The 24,451-nt window shown below is 39.5% G+C and carries 26 protein-coding genes, 1 tRNA gene and 1 rRNA gene; 21 read left to right on the forward strand and 7 right to left on the reverse strand.

The window, feature by feature from the left end:
* The first annotated feature begins 10 nt into the window (after positions 1 to 10).
* A 5S ribosomal RNA gene (gene rrf, locus IYQ91_RS02665) occupies positions 11 to 126 on the forward strand.
* A 5-nt stretch (positions 127 to 131) separates the two neighbouring features.
* Positions 132 to 205, forward strand: a tRNA-Asn gene (locus IYQ91_RS02670).
* A 614-nt stretch (positions 206 to 819) separates the two neighbouring features.
* On the opposite strand, the gene IYQ91_RS02675 is transcribed toward IYQ91_RS02670, so the two are convergent.
* Positions 820 to 2,169, reverse strand: coding sequence for an aspartate kinase (locus IYQ91_RS02675; protein ID WP_195673004.1), 1,350 nt, complete (start codon positions 2,167 to 2,169; stop codon positions 820 to 822).
* 167 nt (positions 2,170 to 2,336) lie between these two features.
* Between IYQ91_RS02675 and IYQ91_RS02680 the strand changes: the two genes are divergently transcribed.
* From IYQ91_RS02680 to IYQ91_RS02745, 14 genes are all read left to right on the forward strand, one after another.
* Entirely contained in the window at positions 2,337 to 3,128 is a 792-nt protein-coding gene (locus IYQ91_RS02680) for an enoyl-CoA hydratase (protein ID WP_003033087.1), read from the forward strand.
* A gap of 91 nt (positions 3,129 to 3,219) precedes the next feature.
* Entirely contained in the window at positions 3,220 to 3,654 is a 435-nt protein-coding gene (locus tag IYQ91_RS02685; RefSeq protein ID WP_195673005.1) for a MarR family winged helix-turn-helix transcriptional regulator, read from the forward strand.
* Positions 3,654 to 4,628, forward strand: a complete 975-nt coding sequence (locus IYQ91_RS02690) for a beta-ketoacyl-ACP synthase III (protein WP_195673006.1) — start codon at positions 3,654 to 3,656, stop codon at positions 4,626 to 4,628. Before IYQ91_RS02685 ends, IYQ91_RS02690 begins: the two co-directional genes overlap by 1 nt.
* 53 nt (positions 4,629 to 4,681) lie before the next feature.
* Positions 4,682 to 4,906: an acyl carrier protein gene (locus IYQ91_RS02695; RefSeq protein WP_003026017.1), complete on the forward strand. Its 225-nt coding sequence runs from the start codon at positions 4,682 to 4,684 to the stop codon at positions 4,904 to 4,906.
* A 263-nt stretch (positions 4,907 to 5,169) separates the two neighbouring features.
* On the forward strand, positions 5,170 to 6,144 hold the full coding sequence (gene fabK, locus IYQ91_RS02700; RefSeq protein ID WP_049508712.1) for an enoyl-[acyl-carrier-protein] reductase FabK: 975 nt from the start codon (positions 5,170 to 5,172) through the stop codon (positions 6,142 to 6,144).
* A complete protein-coding gene (gene fabD, locus IYQ91_RS02705; RefSeq protein ID WP_195673007.1) occupies positions 6,137 to 7,063 on the forward strand; it encodes an ACP S-malonyltransferase in 927 nt (308 codons plus the stop codon). Before fabK ends, fabD begins: the two co-directional genes overlap by 8 nt.
* 2 nt (positions 7,064 to 7,065) lie before the next feature.
* Complete coding sequence (gene fabG, locus IYQ91_RS02710) at positions 7,066 to 7,800, forward strand: 3-oxoacyl-[acyl-carrier-protein] reductase (protein ID WP_003033081.1); 735 nt, start codon at positions 7,066 to 7,068, stop codon at positions 7,798 to 7,800.
* Between the two features lie 62 nt (positions 7,801 to 7,862).
* Entirely contained in the window at positions 7,863 to 9,095 is a 1,233-nt protein-coding gene (gene fabF / locus IYQ91_RS02715; RefSeq protein WP_003033777.1) for a beta-ketoacyl-ACP synthase II, read from the forward strand.
* A 27-nt stretch (positions 9,096 to 9,122) separates the two neighbouring features.
* Positions 9,123 to 9,575 (forward strand): acetyl-CoA carboxylase biotin carboxyl carrier protein, encoded by a 453-nt coding sequence (locus IYQ91_RS02720; protein WP_373110848.1) that lies wholly within the window; start codon positions 9,123 to 9,125, stop codon positions 9,573 to 9,575.
* Positions 9,572 to 9,994 (forward strand): 3-hydroxyacyl-ACP dehydratase FabZ, encoded by a 423-nt coding sequence (gene fabZ, locus IYQ91_RS02725; RefSeq protein ID WP_003043557.1) that lies wholly within the window; start codon positions 9,572 to 9,574, stop codon positions 9,992 to 9,994. The genes IYQ91_RS02720 and fabZ overlap by 4 nt, the downstream gene beginning before the upstream one ends.
* A gap of 16 nt (positions 9,995 to 10,010) precedes the next feature.
* A complete protein-coding gene (gene accC, locus IYQ91_RS02730; RefSeq protein WP_195673008.1) occupies positions 10,011 to 11,378 on the forward strand; it encodes an acetyl-CoA carboxylase biotin carboxylase subunit in 1,368 nt (455 codons plus the stop codon).
* 20 nt (positions 11,379 to 11,398) lie between these two features.
* Positions 11,399 to 12,262, forward strand: a complete 864-nt coding sequence (gene accD / locus IYQ91_RS02735) for an acetyl-CoA carboxylase, carboxyltransferase subunit beta (protein WP_195673009.1) — start codon at positions 11,399 to 11,401, stop codon at positions 12,260 to 12,262.
* Positions 12,259 to 13,029, forward strand: coding sequence for an acetyl-CoA carboxylase carboxyl transferase subunit alpha (locus IYQ91_RS02740; protein ID WP_049508699.1), 771 nt, complete (start codon positions 12,259 to 12,261; stop codon positions 13,027 to 13,029). Before accD ends, IYQ91_RS02740 begins: the two co-directional genes overlap by 4 nt.
* Positions 13,030 to 13,141: 112 nt before the next feature.
* A complete protein-coding gene (locus IYQ91_RS02745; RefSeq protein ID WP_126466473.1) occupies positions 13,142 to 13,801 on the forward strand; it encodes a VTT domain-containing protein in 660 nt (219 codons plus the stop codon).
* Between the two features lie 40 nt (positions 13,802 to 13,841).
* On the opposite strand, the gene serS is transcribed toward IYQ91_RS02745, so the two are convergent.
* The 6 genes from serS to IYQ91_RS02775 all read right to left on the reverse strand — a co-directional run bounded on the left by serS (position 13,842) and on the right by IYQ91_RS02775 (position 19,826).
* On the reverse strand, positions 13,842 to 15,119 hold the full coding sequence (gene serS, locus IYQ91_RS02750; protein WP_195673010.1) for a serine--tRNA ligase: 1,278 nt from the start codon (positions 15,117 to 15,119) through the stop codon (positions 13,842 to 13,844).
* A gap of 213 nt (positions 15,120 to 15,332) precedes the next feature.
* Positions 15,333 to 15,704, reverse strand: coding sequence for a DUF956 family protein (locus IYQ91_RS02755; RefSeq protein WP_195673011.1), 372 nt, complete (start codon positions 15,702 to 15,704; stop codon positions 15,333 to 15,335).
* Positions 15,705 to 15,791: 87 nt separating this feature from the next.
* On the reverse strand, positions 15,792 to 16,703 hold the full coding sequence (locus tag IYQ91_RS02760) for a PTS system mannose/fructose/sorbose family transporter subunit IID (RefSeq protein WP_174721240.1): 912 nt from the start codon (positions 16,701 to 16,703) through the stop codon (positions 15,792 to 15,794).
* A 19-nt stretch (positions 16,704 to 16,722) separates the two neighbouring features.
* Entirely contained in the window at positions 16,723 to 17,529 is an 807-nt protein-coding gene (locus tag IYQ91_RS02765) for a PTS mannose/fructose/sorbose transporter subunit IIC (RefSeq protein ID WP_106100801.1), read from the reverse strand.
* Between the two features lie 17 nt (positions 17,530 to 17,546).
* Complete coding sequence (locus IYQ91_RS02770) at positions 17,547 to 18,536, reverse strand: PTS sugar transporter subunit IIB (protein WP_004344531.1); 990 nt, start codon at positions 18,534 to 18,536, stop codon at positions 17,547 to 17,549.
* Positions 18,537 to 19,013: 477 nt separating this feature from the next.
* Positions 19,014 to 19,826 carry a Cof-type HAD-IIB family hydrolase gene (locus IYQ91_RS02775; RefSeq protein ID WP_195673012.1) on the reverse strand — a complete coding sequence of 271 codons (813 nt, stop codon included), beginning with the start codon at positions 19,824 to 19,826 and terminating at the stop codon, positions 19,014 to 19,016.
* A 106-nt stretch (positions 19,827 to 19,932) separates the two neighbouring features.
* Here IYQ91_RS02775 and IYQ91_RS02780 point away from each other — a divergent pair, with 106 nt between their 5' ends.
* From IYQ91_RS02780 to brpA, 5 genes are all read left to right on the forward strand, one after another.
* Complete coding sequence (locus IYQ91_RS02780) at positions 19,933 to 20,532, forward strand: DUF1361 domain-containing protein (RefSeq protein ID WP_049508691.1); 600 nt, start codon at positions 19,933 to 19,935, stop codon at positions 20,530 to 20,532.
* 118 nt (positions 20,533 to 20,650) lie between these two features.
* Complete coding sequence (locus tag IYQ91_RS02785) at positions 20,651 to 22,090, forward strand: NCS2 family permease (protein ID WP_195673013.1); 1,440 nt, start codon at positions 20,651 to 20,653, stop codon at positions 22,088 to 22,090.
* A gap of 242 nt (positions 22,091 to 22,332) precedes the next feature.
* Positions 22,333 to 22,773 carry a tRNA (adenosine(37)-N6)-threonylcarbamoyltransferase complex ATPase subunit type 1 TsaE gene (tsaE, locus tag IYQ91_RS02790; RefSeq protein WP_195673014.1) on the forward strand — a complete coding sequence of 147 codons (441 nt, stop codon included), beginning with the start codon at positions 22,333 to 22,335 and terminating at the stop codon, positions 22,771 to 22,773.
* On the forward strand, positions 22,766 to 23,287 hold the full coding sequence (locus IYQ91_RS02795) for a GNAT family N-acetyltransferase (protein ID WP_195673015.1): 522 nt from the start codon (positions 22,766 to 22,768) through the stop codon (positions 23,285 to 23,287). Before tsaE ends, IYQ91_RS02795 begins: the two co-directional genes overlap by 8 nt.
* Positions 23,288 to 23,294: 7 nt before the next feature.
* Complete coding sequence (brpA, locus tag IYQ91_RS02800) at positions 23,295 to 24,410, forward strand: biofilm formation/cell division transcriptional regulator BrpA (protein ID WP_195673016.1); 1,116 nt, start codon at positions 23,295 to 23,297, stop codon at positions 24,408 to 24,410.
* Positions 24,411 to 24,451: the final 41 nt, after the last annotated feature.

The raw sequence follows: 24,451 nt of genomic DNA on the forward strand, positions 1-24,451 counted from the left end.
TACTCAGCAGTTAAGTGACGATAGCCTAGGAGATACACCTGTACCCATGCCGAACACAGAAGTTAAGCCCTAGAACGCCGGAAGTAGTTGGGGGTTGCCCCCTGTGAGATATGGTAGTCGCTTAGCATTTATCCGGCATAGCTCAGTTGGTAGTAGCGCATGACTGTTAATCATGATGTCGTAGGTTCGAGTCCTACTGCCGGAGTTGATACATGATTAGAAACCCTGATATAATCGGGTTTCTTTTTTGCTATTTTTAAAATAGAATGCAGAATCTCGGGTTAAAATTATTATTTATAACACTAATTCAGGCTCTTGGTTGATGAAAAGCAGAGGACGAAGTTCATTCTCTTTTTTTATGTTCAAAGCAATGAGAATGTATTTTTTTAAAATTTTCATTTTTAGAGAATGAGTTACACTGTTTCATTTATCGAGAGGATTGTATTATCTTAATCAAATTAAGATTGTTTGGTTTTTAGACTGCTCATGGATGATTATATTTTGTAATAGATTTCCAGGTGAGATGCCTGACGAGTTCACCTATAAATAATACACTCTGGGGAGATTACGCATAGCAATCAATCAAAATTTGAAAATTTTTAGTTCGTACTCCTACCTACCCTATTCTGTTGCTTTTATCATCAGCTACTACATCAAGATTTTGGGGTTAATATAATGCAAGTGGCTGAGCAAAAACTCAATTCATGGTCAAAGTGTAATAATCGCTTATAGCGAAAAAAGCTTAAAATCAACCTTTTAATTAACTTGATTTTAAGCTTTTTGACTATTTTTATGAATTTTTACCTAGACTCTCAATTTTTATTCAAAAAAAGCTTTGTACAGTGCTTTTATAGCTGCTTTTTCTTGTTCGGAATTGATAACAATCATGATAGAAACTTCACTAGATCCTTGGGAAATCATTTGGATATTAATGTGATTATCTGACAATGCTTTAGTTGCGGTAGCAGTCAAACCGATGTGACTTTTCATTTTTTCACCGACAATCATAATGATTGAGAGATCATGTTCGATTTCTGCGTGGTCAACTTCTAATTTTTGTCTTAATTGACGAAGAATTTCTTCCTCTTTAATGGGGGTTAACTCACGATCCCGAAGAATAATAGATAAGTCATCGATACCGGTAGGCATGTGCTCCCAGCGGATATTTAGATCTTCCAATATTTGCAGAACTTTTCTACCAAAACCGATTTCACGGTTCATGAGGTATTTAGACATGTTAATACTGGTGAAATGGGCATCTGCAGCAATACCTACTACAGGGAAGTCCCTGTTGTTGTGCTTTAAAACAATTTTTGTACCAGGATGAGTAGGGTTATTTGTATTTTTAATAACGAGTGGAATTTTCCCACGGTAAGCTGGAATGAGTGCTTCGTCATGTAATACAGTAAAACCTGCATAAGCTAATTCGCGCATTTCGCGATAAGTTAATTCTGGAATGGAGTGTGGCATGTGGATAATGCCAGGGTGTGCTGCAAAAATACCATCAACATCTGTAAAATTTTCATAAAGATCAGCTTTTACACCTGCAGCAATAATAGAGCCAGTAATATCAGACCCACCACGTGAAAAGGTGCAAATCTGGTCGTTTTTTGTTACTCCAAAGAATCCTGGTATAATCAATACTTCATCAGCTTCATTTAATTCTTCGATTTTATCATAACTGGAGGGGAGAAGTCGCGCATTTCCTGGTTCACTGGACACAATAAGTCCTGCTTCTCTGGGATGAACATAACGTGCATTTATCCCATTTTGGGAGAAATAGGCTGCAGTAAGTTTCGCATTATTATTTTCACCTGCAGCAAGAAAAGTATCGTACAAGAACTTATTATTTTCGATAGGAAGGCTTGCGAGCTTTTGGAAACTTTTTGAAATTCTTTCTAGAATATTTGGTTTGAGCTGCAGTTCTAACGCCATATCTCGATAACGCTGAATAATCCATTGTTGGTGCTTTGTTACGTCATTACCAGCAACATAGTCTCTATAATATTTAATGAGGGCATCTGTTACCTTTGTATCCTGAGTGCTTCTCTTCCCAGGCGCAGAGACAATCACGAATCGACGTTCAGGATCAGCTTTTATAATCTGTAATACTTTTTCTAATTGACCAGCAGAGGCAAGTGAACTTCCTCCAAATTTAACAACTTTCATAAATTCTCCTATAGGCTGATTGTTTAAATTATAGCAAAATTCTGAAATCTTTTCAAATTTACTTGTGCTTACTTGCTAAAGCAAATATTTTATGTTAGAATGTAACCATATTATTTGATATTCAAATAATTTAATTGACAAAGAAAATAATTGTCGGAGGCAATTAAATGCAATTTGAAAATATTTTATATAACGTTAATGACGGTGTTGCAACATTGACTTTGAATCGCCCAGAGGTTTCCAATGGGTTTAATGTTCCCATGTGTGAAGAAATTTTAAGAGCGATAAAAATGGCTTCTGAAGATGAAGAAATCCAAATTTTGCTCATCAATGCAAATGGGAAAGTATTTTCTGTTGGCGGTGATTTGGCAGAAATGCAACGAGCGGTGGAGGCAGATGATATTCAGTCTTTGGTCAAAATTGCTGAATTGGTCAATGAAATTTCTTACTCAATGAAACAATTATCTAAGCCGGTCGTTATGAGTGTAGATGGGCCAGTCGCTGGTGCAGCAGCTAATATGGTAGTCGCCGCGGATTTCTGTATTGCAACGGATCGTTCTCGTTTTATTCAAGCTTTTGTGGGGGTAGGTCTTGCTCCTGATGCGGGTGGTCTGTATTTACTTGCTAGAGCGATTGGTGTGACGAGAGCAACTCAATTAGCAATGACAGGTGAACCGTTAAACGCAGAAAAAGCTTTAAATTATGGTCTTTTGTATAAAGTTTGTGAAGTTGAAAAGTTAGAAACTACAACGAATCAAGTGATTAAGAAGTTGAAACGTCATTCACTTAATTCTTATCGTGCTATTAAAGAATTGGTATGGAAGAGTTTGTTTACTGGTTGGGATGAGTATGCAAAACTCGAACTACAGTTGCAGAAGACATTGGCTTTCACAGAAGATTTCAAAGAAGGGGTGCGAGCTTATGCTGAGAAGCGTCGACCAAAATTTTCTGGGAAGTAAAAAAGTAGTTGCAATTTAATTTGATATTTGATATACTTTTCTAGTCAAATGTTTTGATGTTGAAAGTTTTTTGTTAGAGGAGGATAGATTTTTGGATTACCAATTGGTCAATGATTATTTAACATCTATTTTCAATAATGTATTGGTTATTGAAGAATCTAGTTTGAGAGGCAGTCGCTTCAAAGATATCTCTATCAAAGAAATGCACACGATTGATGTTGTTGGAAAAAATCCCAATGCGACTCCTAGTAGCGTAGCAAAGGAATTGATGGTGACATTAGGAACCGTAACAACTAGTTTAAATAACCTTGAAAGAAAAGGCTATATTGAACGGACACGTTCAGAAGTTGATCGTCGTGTCGTTCATCTGAATTTGACAAAAAATGGTCGCCTGATTTATCGCTTGCACAGAAGATTTCACAAGAGAATGGTTGAAAGAATCATTGAAGGAATGGGTGCTGAAGAGATGAAGGTCATGGGGAAAGGGTTAACTAATCTGTATCATTTTCTAGAGGATTTGAAATAATGAACTATGCTAAAATTAGTCAAGTCGCTCATTATGCTCCAAGTCAGGTGGTTACAAATGATGATTTGGCAAAAATAATGAATACGAGCGATGAATGGATTTCAAGTCGAACAGGAATAGAGCGTCGTCATTTATCACAAATAGAATCAACGAGTGTTTTGGCTACCAAGGTGGCAGAACAATTGTTGAAAAAGGCAAACATCAATGCAGATGAGCTAGACTTTATCATTGTGGCAACTATTACCCCAGACTCCATGATGCCTTCAACAGCTGCACGAGTTCAAGCAAATATTGGTGCAAGGCATGCCTTTGCATTTGACTTAACAGCGGCTTGTAGTGGTTTTATCTTCGCTCTGTCAACAGCTGAAAAGTTAATTTCTTCAGGTCGTTACCAAAAGGGTTTTGTTATAGGAAGTGAAACCTTATCAAAAGTTCTTGATTGGTCTGATCGTTCAACTGCAGTTCTTTTCGGTGATGGTGCTGGTGGTGTTTTGCTAGAGAGCTCAGAGCGGCAGCATTTTTTAGCTGAAAGTCAATATACAGACGGTTCGCGTGGGGAAAGCTTGACTTGTGGTAAGTTTGGTTTATCTTCACCTTATTCTGAAAAGGAAGAAGCGGCACCATATTTGACGATGGATGGTCGTAAAATTTTTGATTTTGCTATTCGAGATGTGGCAAAATCTATAAAAAATACAATTGAATCCAGTGATATTCAAGTAGAGGATATTGACTATTTATTATTACATCAAGCCAATATTCGTATTTTAGATAAAATGGCGAAAAAGATTGGTGTAGCAAGGGAAAAACTTCCTGCAAATATGATGGAATATGGGAATACGAGTGCAGCGAGCATTCCAATTCTTTTATCTGAGTGTGTTGAAAAAGGACTCATTCACCTTGATGGCAGTCAAACAGTTTTGTTGTCAGGATTCGGTGGAGGTTTGACATGGGGCACACTTATTGTTACAATTTAGTTATTATGTGGTAAACACATGAATATAAATATTTATTTTTAAAGGAGTCTATCATGGCAGTATTTGAAAAAGTACAAGAAATTATTGTGGAAGAACTTGGTAAAGAACCTTCAGAAGTTACTCTTGAGTCAACTTTTGATGATCTTGACGCAGATTCATTGGATTTGTTCCAAGTTATCTCAGAAATTGAAGATGCATTCGATATTCAAATCGAAACCGAAGAAGGATTGAACACAGTTGGTGACTTAGTTGCCTACGTTGAAGAAAAAACAAAATAAAAAGATGAAACGGGGCTGAGATAAGATTCTCGCCCTCTTTTGAAAAAGGTATTGAGGTAGGCAGTAAAGTTGACTGTATAACCGATTTTCTTTTGAGAAAAGAGCAAGAGACAGTTGATTTTGCTGGGGTGGAACAATAAAATCTATAGTTGGATGGCATGTTTCACTCCCTCTTGTTTAGGTAATAGTTTGATTTTCAAAGTATACAAGTGCTTGAACTGAAAGGATTGAGCCATTACTTAAGCAATATAAAGGAAGGTATTATGCAAACACGTGTTACAGAATTGTTAAATATTAAATATCCTATTTTCCAGGGTGGGATGGCCTGGGTTGCTGATGGTGACTTGGCTGGTGCAGTTTCTAAAGCGGGAGGTCTTGGCATTATCGGTGGTGGTAATGCACCGAAAGAAGTTGTCAAAGCTAATATTGATAAAATTAAGTCATTGACAGACAAACCTTTTGGCGTGAATATCATGCTGTTGTCACCGTTTGTGGAAGATATTGTTGACTTAGTGATTGAAGAAGGTGTCAAGGTTGTGACAACTGGTGCAGGAAATCCAAGTAAATATATGACTCGTTTCCACGACGCAGGTATTACAGTCATTCCAGTAGTTCCAAGTGTAGCATTGGCTAAGCGAATGGAAAAAATTGGTGCAGATGCAGTCATTGCTGAAGGAATGGAAGCAGGTGGGCATATTGGAAAATTAACCACCATGACTTTGGTTCGTCAGGTAGTTGAAGCAGTTGATATTCCTGTAATTGCAGCAGGAGGGATTGCCGATGGTCGCGGTGCAGCTGCAGGCTTTATGCTTGGTGCAGAGGCTGTTCAAGTGGGAACACGTTTCGTCGTTGCAAAAGAGTCAAATGCGCACCAAAATTATAAAAATATGATTTTGAAAGCTCGGGATATTGATACAACCATTTCTGCTCAACATTTTGGTCATGCAGTACGAGCTTTGAAAAATAAACTAACTAGAGAATTTGATCAAGCAGAAAAGGATGCTTTTAAGCAAGAAAATCCTGATTTAACTGTTTTTGAGAGTTTAGGAGCGGGTGCTCTGGCAAATGCAGTTGTTCGCGGTGATGTTGAACATGGCTCTGTCATGTCAGGACAAATTGCGGGGCTTGTCAGCAAGGAAGAAACAGTTGAAGAAATTTTAAAAGATATTTACTACGGTGCAGCAGAGGTAATCCAAAAAGAAGCTAGCCGTTGGGCAGGAGTAACTAGAAATGACTAAAACAGCCTTTCTATTTGCAGGTCAGGGTGCTCAGTATCTGGGAATGGCTCGTGACCTTTACGATCAGTTTGATGTAGTGAGGGCAACCTATGATGAAGCAAGTCAAGTATTGGGCTATGATCTACGATATCTGATAGATAATGAGGAAGAAAAGCTCAACCAGACACGCCATACTCAGCCAGCAATTTTAACCACTTCGGTTGCTATTTACCGATTATTGCAAGAAAAAGGAATGCAAGCTGATATGGTAGCAGGCCTTTCTCTTGGGGAATACTCTGCCATGGTAGCAGCAGGTGCTTTGGATTTTAAAACAGCGGTTTCTTTGGTTGCGAAACGTGGTGCTTTTATGGAAGAAGCAGCTCCTGCTGGCTCTGGTAAAATGGTTGCGGTACTAAACGCAGATGTGGCAACTATTGAAGCAGCTTGTCAAGCAGCTTGTCAGCTGGGAATTGTATCACCAGCAAATTACAATACGCCTAGTCAGATTGTTATTGGTGGTGAAGTTGAAGCGGTTGACAAAGCAGTAGAATTGTTAAAAGAAGCTGGTGTTAAGCGTCTCATCCCTTTGAATGTCTCTGGTCCATTTCATACAGCTTTGCTAAAACCTGCAAGTGATAAATTGGCAAAAGTTTTAGAAACAGTTGAATTTGCTGATTTCAAACTTCCTTTGGTAGGCAATACCAAAGCAACTGTCATGGAACAAGGACAAATTAAGGAACTCTTAACTCGTCAAGTTATGGAACCAGTTCGTTTTTATGATAGTATTGCAACGATGCAAAAAGCTGGTGTAACTAATTTTATTGAAATTGGTCCAGGTAAGGTTCTTTCTGGTTTTGTTAAAAAAATTGATAAATCAGCAAAGGTTGCTCACGTTGAAGATGTTAGAAGTTTATCTACTCTTCTAGAAAATAAGGAATAGGTATGGAACTGAAAGGTAAAAATGTTTTTATAACTGGTTCAACACGTGGAATTGGTCTTGCAATGGCACATAAGTTTGCAAGTCTAGGTTCCAACATTGTTTTAAACGGTCGCCGTGAGATTGATGAGGTGCTCGTCTCTGAATTTTCAGATTATGGTGTACAAGTGGCTTCTATCTCTGGTGATGTATCAGATAGCACGGATGCTAAGCGGATGGTAGAAGAAGCTATCGAAAAACTTGGAAGCGTGGATATTCTAGTCAATAATGCAGGGATTACAAAAGATAAACTCATGCTAAAATTGACAGAGGAAGATTTTGAACAGGTCTTGAAAGTGAATCTTGTTGGTGCTTTTAATATGACTCAAGCGGTTTTGAAGCCAATGTCGAAAGCTCGTCAAGGTGCTGTTATCAATGTATCAAGTGTGGTTGGTTTGATTGGCAATGTCGGTCAAGCAAACTATGCGGCTTCTAAGGCTGGACTGATTGGATTTACTAAGTCTGTAGCGCGTGAAGTAGCAGCTCGCAATGTACGAGTGAATGCTATTGCGCCAGGTATGATTGAGTCAGATATGACCGATGTTTTGTCTGATAAAGTGAAAGAAGCTACGTTAGCACAAATTCCAATGAAACGCTTTGGGAATACCAGCGAAGTGGCAGAAGTGGCAGCCTTTCTAGCTCGTCAAGAGTATTTAACTGGGCAAGTCATTGCCATTGATGGCGGGTTAACCATGAGGTAGAAGATGACTAAAACTTACGAGTTTTAAGCATGTGATATATTTTCTTAATAAAGGAGTTTGAAATGAAACTAAATCGAGTTGTTGTAACAGGATATGGAGTAACTTCACCTATTGGAAACACACCCGAAGAGTTTTGGGATAGTCTAAAAGAAGGGAAGATTGGTATTGGTCCAATTACGAATTTTGATCCTAGTGTGATTGGTGTACATAATGCAGCAGAAATTAAAGATTTCCCGCTAGAAAAACATTTTGTTAAAAAAGACAAAAATCGTATGGATATGTATTCTATTTATGCCATTCATGCAGCTTTAGAAGCGTTAGAAAATGCTCATCTAGATACCGAGACAGTTGACCATGATCGATTTGGTGTCATTGTATCTAGTGGGATTGGTGGCTTAAAAGAATTGCAAGATCAAATTATCCGAATGCATGAAAGAGGAGCCAATCGTATCCAACCGCTCTTCATTCCTAAAGCACTTTCAAATATGGGAGCTGGAAATATCGCTATTCGTGTGGGAGCTAATGGGGTGTGTAAATCTATTACAACTGCTTGTGCGTCTTCTAATGATGCTATTGGAGAGGCATTCCGTGAAATCAAATTTGGTTTTCAAGATGTTATTTTAGCAGGTGGTTCTGAATGCTCTATCAACGAAATTGGCATCGGCGGTTTTGCAGCTCTTACAGCTCTGTCTACAAATGAAGATCCAAAACGTTCATCTATTCCATTTGATAAAGATCGAAATGGATTTGTAATGGGAGAAGGTGCAGGTGTTTTGGTAATTGAAAGCCTAGAACATGCTGAAAAACGTGGGGCAACGATTTTAGCAGAAATTGTGGGGTATGGAAATACTTGTGACGCTTATCACATGACAACACCATCACCAGCTGGTACAGGGGCTGCTAAAGCTATGAAACTAGCCATTGAAGAAGCAGGATTACAACCTTCAGATATTGCCTATGTGAATGCTCATGGAACTTCTACACAAGCCAATGAAAAAGGTGAAAGTCAAGCGATTGTTAGTGTTCTTGGAAAAGAAGTACCAGTTTCTTCTACGAAATCTTTCACAGGTCACCTTCTTGGTGCAGCTGGTGCAGTAGAAGCTATTGCAACGATTGAGGCAATGCGTCATAACTTTGTACCGATGACTGCAGGAACGCAAGAACTTTCAGATGATATCGAGGCGAATGTCATCTATGGTCAAGGGCAAGAACATGATATTCCGTATGCGATTTCAAATACCTTTGGCTTTGGTGGGCACAATGCTGTACTTGCATTCAAGCGCTGGGAGGCTTAAATGAATATCAATGAAATCAAAGATTTGATGGCTCAATTTGACCAATCAAGTCTGCGTGAATTTTCTTATAAAAATCAAAGTGATGAATTAACGTTCAGTAAAAATGAAAGAACAGTTGAATCAATTGTTCCTTCTACAGAGGATTCAACAGTGAACACCAATCTTGTTTCACAAGTCGAAGTTACCCAGCCAACTGTTCCTCCAATTGTGGAGGAAACCATTAGTCCAGAAATACCTATAGCTGAAGGCGATGTAGTAGAAAGTCCATTGGTTGGAGTTGCTTATCTTGCTTCAGGTCCTGATAAACCTTCTTTTGTTTCCGTTGGCGACCAAGTGAAGAAAGGGCAAACCTTGATGATTATTGAGGCTATGAAAGTAATGAACGAAGTACCATCACCTAAAGACGGTATTGTGACAGAAATCCTTGTCCAAAACGAAGAAATGGTCGAATTTGGGAAAGGTTTGGTGCGGATTAAATGATTGATATCAATGCGATAAAAGAAGCTCTTCCACATCGTTATCCTATGCTATTGGTTGACCGTGTGCTGGAAGTGAAAGAAGATGAGATTGTAGCGCTTAAAAATGTTACAATCAATGAGCCTTTCTTTAACGGTCATTTTCCTGAATATCCTGTCATGCCAGGAGTTCTCATTATGGAGGCTTTAGCTCAAACAGCCGGTGTTTTGGAATTGTCCAAGGAGGAAAATAAGGGGAAATTGGTCTTTTATGCCGGAATGGACAAGGTGAAATTTAAAAAACAAGTTGTTCCTGGTGATCAGCTCATCATGACAGCGAAGTTTGTGAAGCGTCGTGGCACCATTGCGGTTGTGGAAGCGAAAGCAGAAGTTGACGGGAAGTTGGCAGCGAGTGGTACTTTAACTTTTGCCCTCGGACAATAAAAAAGGAGATTTCACCATGTTTCGTAAGATTTTAATTGCCAACCGTGGGGAAATTGCGGTCAGAATTATTCGTGCAGCTAGAGAGTTAGGGATTGCGACAGTCGCAGTCTATTCTACTGCTGACAAAGAAGCTCTCCATACTTTACTGGCAGATGAAGCGGTTTGTATAGGTCCAGCAAAGTCGACAGAATCCTACCTCAATATGAATGCGGTTCTTTCTGCCGCAGTTTTGACTGGAGCAGAGGCAATTCATCCAGGCTTTGGTTTTTTGAGTGAGAATTCTAAGTTTGCGACGATGTGCGAGGAAGTTGGTATTAAATTTATCGGTCCTTCGGGAGCGGTAATGGATTTAATGGGTGATAAAATCAATGCGCGTGCTCAGATGATTAAGGCTAATGTGCCTGTAATCCCAGGTTCTGATGGCGAAGTTCATACGTCAGACGAAGCACTTGCGGTTGCAGAAAAAATCGGCTATCCAGTCATGCTAAAAGCTTCCGCTGGCGGTGGTGGCAAAGGCATTCGGAAAGTCGAAAAGGTGGAAGATTTAGTGGCCGCCTTTGAATCGGCTTCCAGAGAAGCCAAAGCGGCTTTCGGAAATGGCGCCATGTATATGGAGCGGGTTATTTATCCAGCTCGGCATATTGAAGTCCAAATTTTGGCTGACCAACATGGTCATGTTGTCCACTTAGGCGAGCGCGATTGTTCACTTCAAAGAAATAATCAAAAAGTGTTGGAAGAAAGTCCGTCGGTTGCGATTGGCAAGACCCTTCGTCGTAAAATTGGGGAAGCTGCTGTACGAGCTGCCAAATCTGTCGGATATGAAAACGCTGGAACGATTGAATTCTTATTTGATGAAGGCAAAAGAGAATTTTATTTCATGGAAATGAATACTCGTGTCCAAGTGGAGCATCCGATAACGGAATTTGTAACGGGGGTGGACATTGTCAAGGAGCAAATCAATATTGCTGCGGGGCAAGAGCTGCCTTTTAACCAAGAAGATATTCATATAACAGGTCATGCGATTGAGTGTCGAATCAATGCGGAAAATCCTGCATTTAACTTTACACCAAGTCCGGGAAAGATTTCCAACCTCTATCTACCGAGTGGTGGAGTGGGGTTGCGTGTGGATTCTGCAGTTTATCCTGGCTACACGATTCCGCCGTATTATGACAGCATGATTGCCAAGATTATTGTTCATGGTGAAAATCGTTTTGATGCACTTATGAAAATGCAGCGTGCGCTCTATGAATTAGAAATCGACGGCATTGTGACAAATAGCGGTTTTCAGTTAGATTTGATTTCAGATCCACATGTCATTGCTGGCGATTATGATACAGCTTTTCTTATGGAGAAATTTTTACCAGCTTATCAAAAGAAGAAGTAGAGGAGTAAAGGATATAAGTCATGGCTTTGTTTTCCAAAAAGGATAAGTATATTCGGATCAATCCAAACCGTTCCAGTCGTGAGAAACCTCAAGTGAAACCAGAGTTTCCGGATGAACTGTTTTCAAAATGTCCAGGATGTAAGCATATCATTTACCAAAAAGATTTGGGAAGTGAGCGGATTTGCCCGCAATGTGGCTATACATTTCGTATTTCAGCTTTTGAACGCCTCAATTTAACGGTAGATGCCAATAGTTTTGAGGAATTATTTACAGGAATTGAAACATCAGACCCCTTGAAGTTTCCTAAATATCGTGAAAAATTAAGAACTGTCCGTGAAAAAACAGGTTTGGATGAAGCGGTACTAACAGGAATTGCGACAATCGGTGGTCAAAAAACTGCACTGGGGATCATGGATTCCAACTTTATCATGGCTTCTATGGGAACAGTCGTTGGAGAAAAAATTACTCGTCTTTTTGAATATGCTACAGAACATCAGTTGCCAGTCACTTTGTTTACAGCTTCTGGTGGCGCTCGCATGCAAGAAGGAATTATGAGTTTGATGCAAATGGCTAAAGTATCCGCAGCGGTGAAACGCCATTCTAATGCTGGCTTGTTTTATTTGACGATTTTGACAGATCCGACCACGGGTGGGGTGACGGCTTCTTTTGCCATGGAAGGAGACATCATTTTGGCTGAGACACAAGCGCTCGTTGGTTTTGCAGGCCGCCGAGTAATTGAAACAACTGTTCGTGAAAAATTGCCAGATGACTTTCAAAAGGCGGAATTTTTGCTTGAGCATGGTTTTGTTGATGCCATTGTCAAGCGCTTGGAATTGCGCTCCACCATTGCAATGCTCTTGGCTTTCCATGGAGGTAAACAATGACGAATATTACTCGAATTATTAAAGAAGCACGAGATCAGGCGCGGTTGACAGCTTTGGATTTTGCACAAGGAATTTGCGAGAATTTTATTGAATTACATGGCGATCGTTCTTTTCGAGATGACGGAGCGGTTATCGGTGGAATCGGAACTTTAGATGGTCAGCCCATCACCGTTGTTGGGATTCAAAAAGGACGCAATCTACAGGATAATTTGCAACGGAATTTTGGGCAACCTCATCCAGAAGGTTATCGAAAGGCACTTCGCTTGATGAAGCAGGCAGAGAAATTTGGTCGTCCTGTCGTTACGTTTATCAACACAGCCGGTGCTTATCCAGGAGTCGGTGCTGAAGAGCGCGGTCAAGGAGAAGCTATTGCGCGTAATTTGCTCGAAATGAGTGATTTAAAGGTGCCGATTATTGCTATTATTATCGGTGAGGGTGGCTCTGGAGGAGCACTAGCTTTAGCTGTTGCAGACAAGGTCTGGATGCTAGAAAATTCAATTTACGCGGTGCTTAGTCCCGAAGGTTTTGCTTCTATCTTGTGGAAAGACGGCAGTCGTGCTATGGAAGCTGCAGAACTCATGAAAATCACTTCTCATGAGCTTCTTGATATGGGAGTAGTGGACAAGGTGATTCCAGAAGCAGGACTCAGCAATCAAGATTTATTGTATGCTGTGAAACAAGAAATAGTCGCTGAATTAGCAAATTTGTCTCAACTACCACTTGAACAACTTTTAGAAGCACGTTACCAACGATTTCGAAAATACTAATAAAAATCAGAAGTGGATTAGCTTGTACCGTTCACTTCTGTTTTTTTATTTTTAAAATCCGCTTTTCTGTAATATTTTCTGCTATAATAGAGAATGGACAAAAGGAGAAGAGATGTTTATTATTGATTTTATCTTGCATATTGATGCACACATTTATAATATTGCTCATGCTGTAGGTGGCTGGACGTATTTGATTTTGTTTTTGGTGATTTTTATTGAGACAGCTGCGGTAGTATTTCCATTCTTGCCGGGAGACAGCTTACTTTTTGCTGCAGGCGCTCTATCAGCTAATCCAGCAATGCATTTTAATGTTCTACTTTTTATGCTTCTATTTTTTGTGGGAGCTTTTGTCGGTGATACCTGTAATTTCTTCATTGGCAGAACCTTGGGTTATCGTTTTGTACATTATAAATTTTTCAGTAAATTGATAAAAGAAGAAAATATCAAAGAAGCAGAAGTGTATTTTGAAAAACATGGCTCTACTTCTATTATTTTAGGACGCTATATTCCCATTATTCGTACCTTTGTGCCTTTTGTAGCAGGCATTAGTCAATTCCCTGTTCATTCTTTTCTGAAACGAGCTTTTATCGCTGCTTTGTCTTGGTCTTTGATTGCGACAGGGGCAGGATATCTTTTTGGGAATATTCCCTTTGTGAAAACTCATTTTTCAGCTATTATTTTGGGAATTGTCATTGTCACCTTACTCCCAACTGTGATAAGTGTGGTTCGAAGTGCAATGATTAAAAAGCGAAACAATCAAATGAAGAGATAAGAAAACTCTGAGATGATTTGAAAATCTCAGAGTTTTTATGTTATTTTGGAGCAATCACTTTCACACCGCCCATGTATGGACGAAGAATTTCTGGAATAGTGACAGAGCCGTCTTCATTTTGATAATTTTCAAGAATAGCTGCAACGGTACGACCAACTGCAAGACCGGATCCATTCAACGTGTGTAGGAGTTTGACCTTGCCATCTGCTTCGTCACGGTAACGGATTTGGGCACGACGAGCTTGGAAATCTTCGGTATTGGAACAGCTAGAAATTTCACGGTAGGTATTCTGTGCTGGAATCCAGACTTCCAAGTCGTAGGTCTTCGCTGCAGAGAAGCCCATATCCCCTGTAGAAAGTGCAACGACACGGTAAGGAAGATTCAACTTTTGCAGGATATTTTCCGCATTAGCGGTCATTTTTTCTAATTCTTCATAAGAATGCTCTGGCTTGGCAAATTTGACCATTTCTACTTTGTGGAATTGATGCAAACGAATCAAACCACGGGTGTCACGACCGGCAGAACCAGCTTCAGAACGAAAAGACGGACTCATGGCTGTGAAGTAGATTGGCAAGTCTTTTCCGTCTAAAATTTCCCCTCGGTAGTAGTTTGTCAAAGGAACTTCAGCAGTTGGAATGAGAACGTAATTTGTATCGCTCAATTCAAACGTATCTTCTTTGAATTTTGGATATTGACCAGTCCCAAACATAGAATCGTGATTAACCATGTAAGGAGGGATGACTTCTGTGTAGCCCTCTCTTTGATGCTCGTCTAACATGAAATTATAAATAGCGCGTTCTAGACGAGCTCCTAATCCTTTGTAAAAGAGGAAGCGAGCACCGGTTACTTTTGCTCCGCGTTCCCAGTCGAGAATATCAAGATTTTCACCAAGATCCCAGTGAGCTTTTACATCAAAGTCAAACACACGTGGCGTCCCCCAACGGCGAACTTCTACATTATCGTCTTCGTCAGCACCTACCGGCACACTATCGTGAGGAATATTTGGCAAAGTCGTTGTAAACTCGGTTAATGTAGCGTCAATTTCTGCTAACTCTGCGTCTAATGCTTTAATTTCAGCAGATAATTTTTGCATGGCAGCAATTTTATCATCAGCATTGTCTTTATTACGTTTCGCTTGGGCAATTTCTGCTGAAACCGTGTTACGCTCTGCTTTTAAATTTTCAACCTTGACCAAGAGTTCACGGCGTTTGCTATCAAACTCTTTCATTTTATCAAGTGTTGCAGCGTCAACGCCACGAGTAGCTAGTTTTTTTGCGATGATATCAAAATCTGTGCGAATGCGTTTAATATCTAACATCAGAACCTCCTTAAATAAAAATACACTTATGGAAAGTGTTGGAGTGGCAGAGCCACGGTTCCATCCAACTTCACATAAGTGCACTTGATTGTTTATGAAATTAGTATCACGGTAGAATTTCAAGCTAGCTCCCTATCTGCTCACAGCTGCCGCAGACTTTCTGAAAGAGATACTAGATTTACTTATCCGTTTCCTATGATTATACAAGAATTCTTATTTTTTTGCAAATAGATTTTTAAAAAATTGACCAATTGTTTGAATCAGTGTCGGTAATTTAACGACCTTTTCATTGCCGATATGATTTCGAGCGTGTTTCAAAATAGTTCCAGCATCTTTTGAAGCGAAAAGGAATTTTCCTTTATTGGTAAAGACTTCAAAATGACGACTAATTCGTTTGCCAGACACATTGGCACCGATTTGATGAATAGTATCCCAAGGAATTTGAATGTAGTCTTCGACATTGGCATCGGCATAAAACTCGAGCGCTTTATCTCCCACTAAGAATTTACCAACTTTCCCTCCAATTCCCAGATAAGAAATTCCTGTTGTCTGAAAATCAATTTTTGTATTTTGTGACTGTGCCATGTTCAATCCTCGTTTATCTATTATCTTTTCTATTATAGCACATTTATTGTCAATAAAAAAGAAGGCCGAAACCTTCTTTTTCCATGTTTACATCAAACCAATAACTTTGGCAATGATACCAACGATGAAGAGTCCGATGATGATAGTGATTGGTGAAACTTTCTTCTTAAGCAACCACATACAAAGGAAAGTAAGGAGAAGTCCCATCAAACCAGGAATCAATGAATTCAATTGTCCTTGAAGTGTGTTTGCTTTTTCAGGAGTTAAGCTAAGTCCATTTGCAACATCACCTAAGATTTTTTGCAGTTGAGAACCAGTTACAGCTCCCTTAGGGAAGTTGATATAAGCACCTTCAGATAGTTTTGTTGAAGGAAGTTGAAGAGCAAAGCTTACGTTTACCCAGCGTTCAACGAGTACAGCAAGGATAAACATACCAAGGATTGAAGCTCCTTTAGTGATGTCTTGAAGGATGCCACCTGACATGTCTTTAGTAATTTCAGAACCAGCTTTGTAACCAAGTTCTTGAGTGTACCACAAGAAGGCCATACGGATAAGATTCCAAAGAACGAAGAAGAGGATTGGACCCATGATGTTTCCTGTTGAGGCAAGAGAAGCACCAAGAGCACCAAGGATAGGACGAACGGTAAACCAGAAGACTGGGTCACCGATACCAGCAAGAGGTCCCATCATACCGATTTTAACCCCTTGAATAGCAGCGTCATCAATTTCAACACCGTTTGCTTTTTCTTCTTCCAAAGCAAGTGTCACACCAATGATAGGAGCAGCTACGTATGGGTGAGTGTTGAAGAATTCCAAGTGACGTTCAAGAGCAGCAGCTTGGTCTTCTTTTTTAGTATAAAGTTTTTTGATAGCTGGAATTAATGCATAAGCCCAACCTAAGTTTTGCATCCGTTCATAGTTCCAAGAACCTTGCAAGAAAGTTGAACGCCACCAAATTTTTTGACGATCTGATTTTGATAATTGAATTTTTTCTGTCATGATATTAGTAGCTCCTTTCTTAGTAGTCTTCTAAAATATCACCAATTGGGTCGCTTGATGTAGCAGAACCTCCGCCACTACCATTCCCACCTTTTTTAGAAAGGTTCAGATAGATAAGAGCAATTGCAACACCGATTGTACCAAGAGCGATAAGGGTTAATTGACTAACAGCTGCAAGTGCAAAACCGATAGCAAAGAATGGCCATACTTCGCGAGTTGCCATCATGTTGATAACCATAGCGTAACCAACGGCAACGACCATACCACCACCGATAGCCATACCATCTGACAACCATGCAGGCATCATTGCGAGTAAGTTTTGTACAGCTTCAGCTGGAATAGCAAGTAGAAGTGCAGCAGGAAGAGCGATACGCAAACCTTGAAGGACAAGAGCAAACAAGTGAGCGCGTTCTACGCCTGCGATGTCACCTTTTTTAGCGGCAGCATCAGCACCGTGAACAAGGGCAACTGAGATAGTACGTACGATCATTGTAAGGAAAAGACCAGCAACAGCAAGTGGGATAGCAACAGCAGTTGCGACAGCAACACCTTTGTTTGTAAAGTCTCCACCTTGTACCATAATGATAGCGGCAGCAACAGAGGCAAGAGCAGCATCAGGCGCAACAGCAGCACCAATATTTGCCCAACCAAGAGCGATCATTTGTAGTGAACCACCAAGCATTACACCTGCTTCCAAGTGTCCTGTTACAAGACCAATCAAGGTACAAGCAACAAGTGGTTGGTGGAATTGAAATTGGTCCAAGATTCCTTCGAGTCCAGCAAGAAAGGCAACGAAGACCACTAAAATCATAGAAATAATTGACATATTCTAAATCCTTTCCATTATTGAACGTTGGCTTTTTTAATTAAGTCAAACAAATCTTTTTTGGAGTCATTTGGCACTTTACGTACGTCAAATTCCACTCCGAGGTCACGCAATTTTTCAAAGGTTGCAACATCATCTTTGTCCATTGACAAAACGTTATTGACCATTGTTTTACCAGTTGAGTGAGCCATTGAGCCAACATTAAGTGTTTTGATATCAACACCGCCTTCAACAGCACGGAGTGCATCTTGAGGAGTTTCAAAAAGAATCAGTGCATGTGTGTTACCAAAACGAGGGTCTTTTGCTACCGCAATCAATTTGTCAATTGGGACAACATTTGCTTTGACATTACCAGGAGCAGCTTGTTTGATCAACTCTTTACGAAGTTTATCAGCTGATACGGAGTCAGAAGCAACGATGATACGGTCTGCTTTAGAATCTGGTGTCCAAGCAGTTGCAACTTGACCGTGAAGAAGACGTGTATCGATACGAGCAAGATTGATTTTCAACTTGCCATCGCCGATAACGGTTCCTTCTGGAATAGCAGCTTGAGCAGTTGGTGCAGCCGGTGCACTTGCTACCTCAGCTACAGGATTTAGTTCTTCAGGAAGAGCTTTCACTCCGTCCTTGGCTTCTTTGATGATGTTTGCGGCAACAGCGTCAACGCCAGCATTGGCATCCATCATTCGTTCTGTATAAGCTTGAATCAACATTGGCAGATTCAAACCTGTAATGATCGCGAACTTACGGTCAGGATTTTCACCCATTACACGGCTAGCTTGGTTAAATGGAGAGCCACTCCAAAGGTCAGCCAAAACTAGAACTTCATCGTTCGCGTCAAAAGCAGCCACAGCGTCATTGAACTTAGCATACAAATCATCAGGACCTTCATTTGGCATAAAAGTTACAACTTGAACTTTTTCTTGCTCACCAAAAATCATAGAACCTGATTGATGAATACCAGCAGCAAATTCACCATGGCTTGCAATAATGATTCCGATACTCATTATTGTCTTTCCTCCTTATAAAATGTTTGACTTAAGTTTAAGAAAAATTTAAGACTACTTAAGTATAAAACGTTTTCATGAAAAATGCAATAGTTTGAGCTAAAAAAATCAAAATCTTTCATATTTTTGACAGATTGTAAACGGACAAAACTAGCCATTTAAACAATATATTAACCTTGAAAAACGATTGGAAAAATAATGAAAATTTTGAAAAAATAATTCTATCTACATGAATTATTAAATAAGAAAGAGGAAAATCAATAAAAAATCTAGAAACATTTTAAATTTAAAAAAACAAAATTTATAATATTCAATTTATAGCATAAATAAACTGATAGGAAATAATTGAAAATCAACAGCTGATGAGACCGCCCCATGATTGCTAGTGCACAATCAGTCGCAGAAAAATGAAATCTGGGAAGATTACGTGTAAATATTAAAAAGTCGGGCAGAAAACCTGTCCAACTCTAAGTCTCATTATAAAAATAGTTTCGATAATTGATGAGCGACCCCGTCTTGGTCATTGGTCAGCGGCAGTTGCTCATCTGCGTAAGGAAGAAGTGTTTGGTTAGCGTTTTTCATGGCATAGCCAGTACCGGCAAAAGCTAACATCTCTGTATCATTGTGCTCGTCACCAAAAGCAATCAAATCTTTTCGCTCTACGTTCAGAACCTCTAATAAATATTTCAAAGCAAAAGCTTTGTTGACGCCTTTTGGAGTGCATTCAAGGATATTGAGCGGACCGCCCCAAGTGTTGATAGATAATTGTTGTTGATAAAATTGATTCAACTCATCCTCCAAAGCATATTTATCATTGGCATGCGTTTGCAAAAGGATACAGTTGGGATTTTTGGTAACCAATTCTGGATTAAATTGATTTTCAGGTTGAAAAGATTCTACACCAAATAATTTCGGGTCGGCAATCGTTTCATTGGGGGCTGTGATATAAAATTTCTTTCGATATTCTCCAGCAATGAAGTCTGCTTCAATCTCTTCCTTCCTTTTGACAATGTCTAATAGATATTCTTTATCTAAGGTGATACATCTTTCCTGTTGCCATTTTTTCTCCGGGATATGGGTCAAAGAGCCATTAAAGTTGATCATTGGAGTGTGTAGTTCCAATTCTTTATAAAATTCCCGTGCCATTCGATAAGGGCGTCCGGTTGTGATGACAACATGATGTCCTTTTTTAGAAATTTTTTTAATTGTTTCTTTTGTAAATTCAGATAGTTTGCTGTCAGAATTGAGCAAGGTTCCGTCTAAATCTACTGCAATTACTTTTTTTGTCATAGTCTACTCTTTCATTTGTGCTGTTTTCTATTATAGCAGATTTTAAGATGAAAGTGCAGAATTTGTGATATAATGTTTTCTTATATAACGAAGGAGGAAATCGAGTATGCGTAAAACAATTATCATTCATATTTTCTTTGCGATTATTTCTGCTATCATTTATGCTGAAGGAATTTTGACAAAAGGTCCAGATTTGATTTGGAATATGTTTCTAGCTTTGGTTGCCTATGATGCGGCTTTTCTAGCCATTCAATTTAAGAAAAAATGGTTTTTCTTGCCTATAGCAATTCTTTGGCTGGTGTTTTATCCCAATACGTTCTATATGATTACGGACTTGGTACACATGCACTGGGTGAGTGACACCTTGTGGAACCGAGAAAGTCTGCATCTTTTTATGGCCTTTGTTCCAAGTATTTTCTTCGGGGTTCTGTGCGGAATAGAGAGCTGGAATTTGATTTCTGGCTATTTGAAGCTCAGATGGTGGCTGGAATATTTGGTTATTGGAGCCGTCTCATTTTTATCGAGTCTCGCAATTTACATTGGTCGCTATGATCGGCTCAATTCTTGGGATTTAGTCAGCCATCCTACGTTAGTCTTTGAGCGGTTGGCAGCTGCTTTGCAGAGGGAGCGCCTGTTATTCATTTTAGGGTTTACCTTTATTCAAATCATGTCCTTGGTCTTTTTGAGTAAAAATCACTCTAAATAAAGATTTTCTGTATAAAACATTGAATTAATTTGTTTGTTTTTAAAACTTCTGTTGAAATCGTGAATGTTTTGTGATATTATATCTATTATCGTTCGTAAAATTTAAGGAGATTTGAAAAATGGACAAGTTTTTTAAACTAAAAGAGAACGGTACGACTGTTCGTACAGAAGTTCTTGCTGGTTTAACCACTTTCTTTGCAATGAGTTATATTCTCTTTGTCAATCCTGAAATGCTCAGTCAAACAGGCATGCCAGCACAAGGTGTTTTCTTGGCGACCATCATTGGGACTGTTGCAGGGACGCTGATGATGGCTTTATATGCCAACATTCCTTACGCTCAGGCACCTGGTATGGGACTGAATGCTTTCTTTACTTATACCGTTGTGTTTGCACTGGGGTATACTTGGCAAGAAGCACTTGCCATGGTTTTCCTTTGTGGGATTATCAGTATTATTGTCACGTTGACCAAGGTTCGCACAATCATTATTCATGCAATTCCAGAGAGTTTGAAATACGCTATTTCTGGTGGGATTGGGATTTTCCTAGCTTATATCGGAGTGAAAAAAGCAGGACTTTTGAAATTTTCAATCGATCCGGGAACATATACTGTTGCGGGAAAAGGCGCTGATAAAGCACAAGCAGCTATCACAGCTAATGGAATGGCAACGCCGGGCTTGGTAGATTTTAACAATCCAGCTGTTCTTGTAGCTTTGTTTGGAATTTTCATCACCATTTTCTTTGTTCTCAAACGCATTCGCGGAGGGATTGTTCTCTCCATTGCAGCAACCACGATCGTAGCCATTTTGGTGGGAGTTGTAGATCTTTCAAAAATCAATTTTGCTTCCAATAATATCGGTGCTGCTGTTCAGGATTTAGGAAAGATTTTTGGTGCAGCTTTAGGTAAAGACGGTTTGTTAGCTTTATTTGCAAAACCTTCTCGCATTCCAGAAGTGCTTCTTGCTATTTTGGCCTTTTCATTAACAGATATTTTTGATAACATCGGAACGTTGATCAGTACAGGGCGCAAAGCGGGCATCTTTAACATTGCAGATGAAGAAGCTGCTAAAGATTCGTCTGGGCTTCAGACTAAAATGGACAAGGCGCTGTTTTCAGACATGGTTGGGACAACGATTGGTGCGATTGCAGGGACTTCAAATGTTACGACTTATGTAGAAAGTGCAGCTGGAATTGAAGCGGGCGGTCGTACTGGCTTGACAGCGCTTGTCGTTGCAGCTTTGTTTGCTGTGTCAAGTTTCTTTAGTCCACTTCTTGCTATTGTACCAACAGTAGCGGTAGCACCTATTCTTATCATTGTGGGAATTATGATGCTCTCTAGCATGAAAGATATTGAATGGGACGATTTATCAGAAGCAGTACCAGCATTCTTTACATCCGTTTTCATGGGCTTTACTTATAGTATTACTCATGGTATTGCCGCAGGATTCATCATGTATGCTTTTGTGAAAATCATCAAAGGTGAAGCCAAGGAAGTTCATCCAATTATCTGGGTGTTGGATGCTTTGTTTATCCTAAATTTTATCAGTCTAGCTTTGGCTTAATGATTGAAAAATCGGGAGTGGGACAAAAATCGGTAATTTCGAAGAAATTTGATTTTGTCGTCCCACCCCCGCACAGTTGAGTAGGGATGTAAAGGTTTATTTATCAACCGAATAGAACCCACTCAACCACTGCGACTTGCAAGAAACTCATAAAAATCTGACGAGGTTAAGGACTTTTGCCCCACCCCTTTTTCTTTTGTCAAATTTTAGCAGAAAACGAAAAATTTTGATATAATAGTAAAATGTTTAGTCATAATGAAAATGAGTTAATGGCGTGGGGTGAGAAATTAGGCGCTTTACTCCAAAAACAAGATGTTTTGATTTTAACAGGTGATCTAGGAGCTGGAAAAACAACCTTTACCAAAGGATTAGCACGTGGGCTAGATATCAAACAAATGATTAAAAGTCCGACCTACACGATTGTTCGGGAATATGATGGTCGCCTTCCACTCTATCATTTGGATGTGTATCGCATTGGGGAAGATCCAGATTCGATTGATTTAGATGACTTTCTCTTTGGTGAAGGGGTAACAGTCATTGAATGGGGTGAATTATTGGAAGATAGTTTGCCAAGTGACTATCTCAAATTGACAATTTTAAGAAAAAGTGATGGTCGAGAATTGGTCTTTGACGCAAAAGGACATCGAGCTGAGAAACTGCTTGAGGAATTTGTCAATGGCTGAGTTAGAGCTAGTTATAAGAGAAGCAGAACCTCAAGATGCCAAATCTTTAATTGATTTTCTTAATCAGGTTGGGCAAGAGTCAGATTACATGACATTAGATGACGCAGGGATTTTGATGACAGAAGAGCAGATGAGCTCTTTCATTCAACATCAAGCTGCGTCAGATAATCAGATTTATCTAATTGCACTATTAGAAAATGAAATTGCTGGGCTTGTGAGCATTACAGCTGATTTTCATGAGCGAATTCGTCATATCGGGCAGGTCTTTATCGTGGTTAAAAGAGCATTTTGGAATCAAGGCTTAGGGAAATTTCTTCTAGAAGAAGCGATAGACTGGGCAGAGAATTCTGGAGTGATTCGACGATTAGAATTGACCGTACAAGTCAGAAATGAACGTGCTGTTCATTTGTATCAGGCATTTGGGTTTGAGATTGAGGGCGTTCAAAAAAGAGGGGCCTATCTTACAGAAGGGGAATTTCTTGATGTTTATCTAATGGGAAAACTGATAGACTAGAATAAATATGTTTAAAAAAATTATCTTAATGTTTTTGAGCTTGTGTCTTGTAACTATCGCGGGGCTAGGCGTTTATGGTTTTACTATTTATAACCAATCAACAGATTCTTTGTCTAAGACTTATAAAAGCTTTGGGAAAGAAACAAATGTGATTGCCGCTACCAAACCTTTGACCTTGCTTTTGATGGGGGTAGATACAGGTAGTGGATCACGGTCAGATCGGTGGGCTGGAAATAGTGATTCCATGATTCTCGTAACAGTTAATCCTAAGACAAAAAAAACGACAATGATGAGTTTGGAAAGGGATATTCTTACCAGAATTAAAACCGCTGATGGGACAACGCAAGCAAAGCTTAATGCGGCTTATGCAAATGGTGGAGCTGAGCTAGCTATTTCCACAGTGCAAAAGATGATGAATATTCACATTGACCGCTATGTGCTTATCAATATGAAAGGTCTGGTACAATTAGTTGATGCTGTTGGGGGCATTACGGTCAATAACACCCTTGGTTTTCCTATCTCGATTGAAGAAAACGAGCCAGAATACAAAGCAGTTGTTGAACCAGGGAAACAACATATCAATGGTGATCAAGCACTGGTCTATTCTCGCATGCGTTATCAAGATCCGGAAGGGGATTATGGACGTCAAAAGCGCCAACGTGAAGTGATTCAAAAAGTAGTCCAAAAAGTGCTGAGCTTAAACAGTGTCAGCCACTATCAAGCAATTTTAAAAGCTGTTAGCAACAATATGCAGACCAATGTAGAGTTGTCTTCTGGCAGTATTCCGCAATTATTAGGTTACCAAGATGCTTTTAAAAATATTGAAAGTAAGCAATTGAAAGGTGAGGGTGCCACTTTACCAGACGGTGGATCTTACCAAATCGTAACTTCGGAGCATATGTTGGAAATGCAAAATGTTCTGAGAAAATCGCTTGGCTTGGACGAAGTGACTGAATTGGAAACCAATGCGGTTTTATATGAAGAATTGTATGGCAGTGCTGCTCCTAGTTCCGGTCAGTCAGGAAATGACGCAACAACTGGTGCTGCTGATTCTTCTGCGTATTCAAGCAATCCTTATGGAACAGATCAAAATGGACAGTATTATGGTCAATACGGACAATGACATAATAAAAAAGAATTTAGCGTGTGTCTAAATTCTTTTTA

Source organism: Streptococcus sp. HF-2466 (assembly GCF_015594645.1).
In the GTDB taxonomy this organism is placed as follows: domain Bacteria; phylum Bacillota; class Bacilli; order Lactobacillales; family Streptococcaceae; genus Streptococcus; species Streptococcus anginosus.

Coding starts and splice junctions, on each gene's coding strand:
- IYQ91_RS02675 (WP_195673004.1), bottom strand. CDS start 2,169: ATGAAAGTTGTTAAATTTGGAGGAAGTTCACTTGCCTCTGCTGGTCAA.
- IYQ91_RS02680 (WP_003033087.1), top strand. CDS start 2,337: ATGCAATTTGAAAATATTTTATATAACGTTAATGACGGTGTTGCAACA.
- IYQ91_RS02690 (WP_195673006.1), top strand. CDS start 3,654: ATGAACTATGCTAAAATTAGTCAAGTCGCTCATTATGCTCCAAGTCAG.
- IYQ91_RS02695 (WP_003026017.1), top strand. CDS start 4,682: ATGGCAGTATTTGAAAAAGTACAAGAAATTATTGTGGAAGAACTTGGT.
- fabK (WP_049508712.1), top strand. CDS start 5,170: ATGCAAACACGTGTTACAGAATTGTTAAATATTAAATATCCTATTTTC.
- fabD (WP_195673007.1), top strand. CDS start 6,137: ATGACTAAAACAGCCTTTCTATTTGCAGGTCAGGGTGCTCAGTATCTG.
- fabG (WP_003033081.1), top strand. CDS start 7,066: ATGGAACTGAAAGGTAAAAATGTTTTTATAACTGGTTCAACACGTGGA.
- fabF (WP_003033777.1), top strand. CDS start 7,863: ATGAAACTAAATCGAGTTGTTGTAACAGGATATGGAGTAACTTCACCT.
- IYQ91_RS02720 (WP_373110848.1), top strand. CDS start 9,123: ATGGCTCAATTTGACCAATCAAGTCTGCGTGAATTTTCTTATAAAAAT.
- fabZ (WP_003043557.1), top strand. CDS start 9,572: ATGATTGATATCAATGCGATAAAAGAAGCTCTTCCACATCGTTATCCT.
- accC (WP_195673008.1), top strand. CDS start 10,011: ATGTTTCGTAAGATTTTAATTGCCAACCGTGGGGAAATTGCGGTCAGA.
- accD (WP_195673009.1), top strand. CDS start 11,399: ATGGCTTTGTTTTCCAAAAAGGATAAGTATATTCGGATCAATCCAAAC.
- IYQ91_RS02740 (WP_049508699.1), top strand. CDS start 12,259: ATGACGAATATTACTCGAATTATTAAAGAAGCACGAGATCAGGCGCGG.
- IYQ91_RS02745 (WP_126466473.1), top strand. CDS start 13,142: ATGTTTATTATTGATTTTATCTTGCATATTGATGCACACATTTATAAT.
- serS (WP_195673010.1), bottom strand. CDS start 15,119: ATGTTAGATATTAAACGCATTCGCACAGATTTTGATATCATCGCAAAA.
- IYQ91_RS02755 (WP_195673011.1), bottom strand. CDS start 15,704: ATGGCACAGTCACAAAATACAAAAATTGATTTTCAGACAACAGGAATT.
- IYQ91_RS02760 (WP_174721240.1), bottom strand. CDS start 16,703: ATGACAGAAAAAATTCAATTATCAAAATCAGATCGTCAAAAAATTTGG.
- IYQ91_RS02765 (WP_106100801.1), bottom strand. CDS start 17,529: ATGTCAATTATTTCTATGATTTTAGTGGTCTTCGTTGCCTTTCTTGCT.
- IYQ91_RS02770 (WP_004344531.1), bottom strand. CDS start 18,536: ATGAGTATCGGAATCATTATTGCAAGCCATGGTGAATTTGCTGCTGGT.
- IYQ91_RS02775 (WP_195673012.1), bottom strand. CDS start 19,826: ATGACAAAAAAAGTAATTGCAGTAGATTTAGACGGAACCTTGCTCAAT.
- IYQ91_RS02780 (WP_049508691.1), top strand. CDS start 19,933: ATGCGTAAAACAATTATCATTCATATTTTCTTTGCGATTATTTCTGCT.
- IYQ91_RS02785 (WP_195673013.1), top strand. CDS start 20,651: ATGGACAAGTTTTTTAAACTAAAAGAGAACGGTACGACTGTTCGTACA.
- tsaE (WP_195673014.1), top strand. CDS start 22,333: ATGTTTAGTCATAATGAAAATGAGTTAATGGCGTGGGGTGAGAAATTA.
- IYQ91_RS02795 (WP_195673015.1), top strand. CDS start 22,766: ATGGCTGAGTTAGAGCTAGTTATAAGAGAAGCAGAACCTCAAGATGCC.
- brpA (WP_195673016.1), top strand. CDS start 23,295: ATGTTTAAAAAAATTATCTTAATGTTTTTGAGCTTGTGTCTTGTAACT.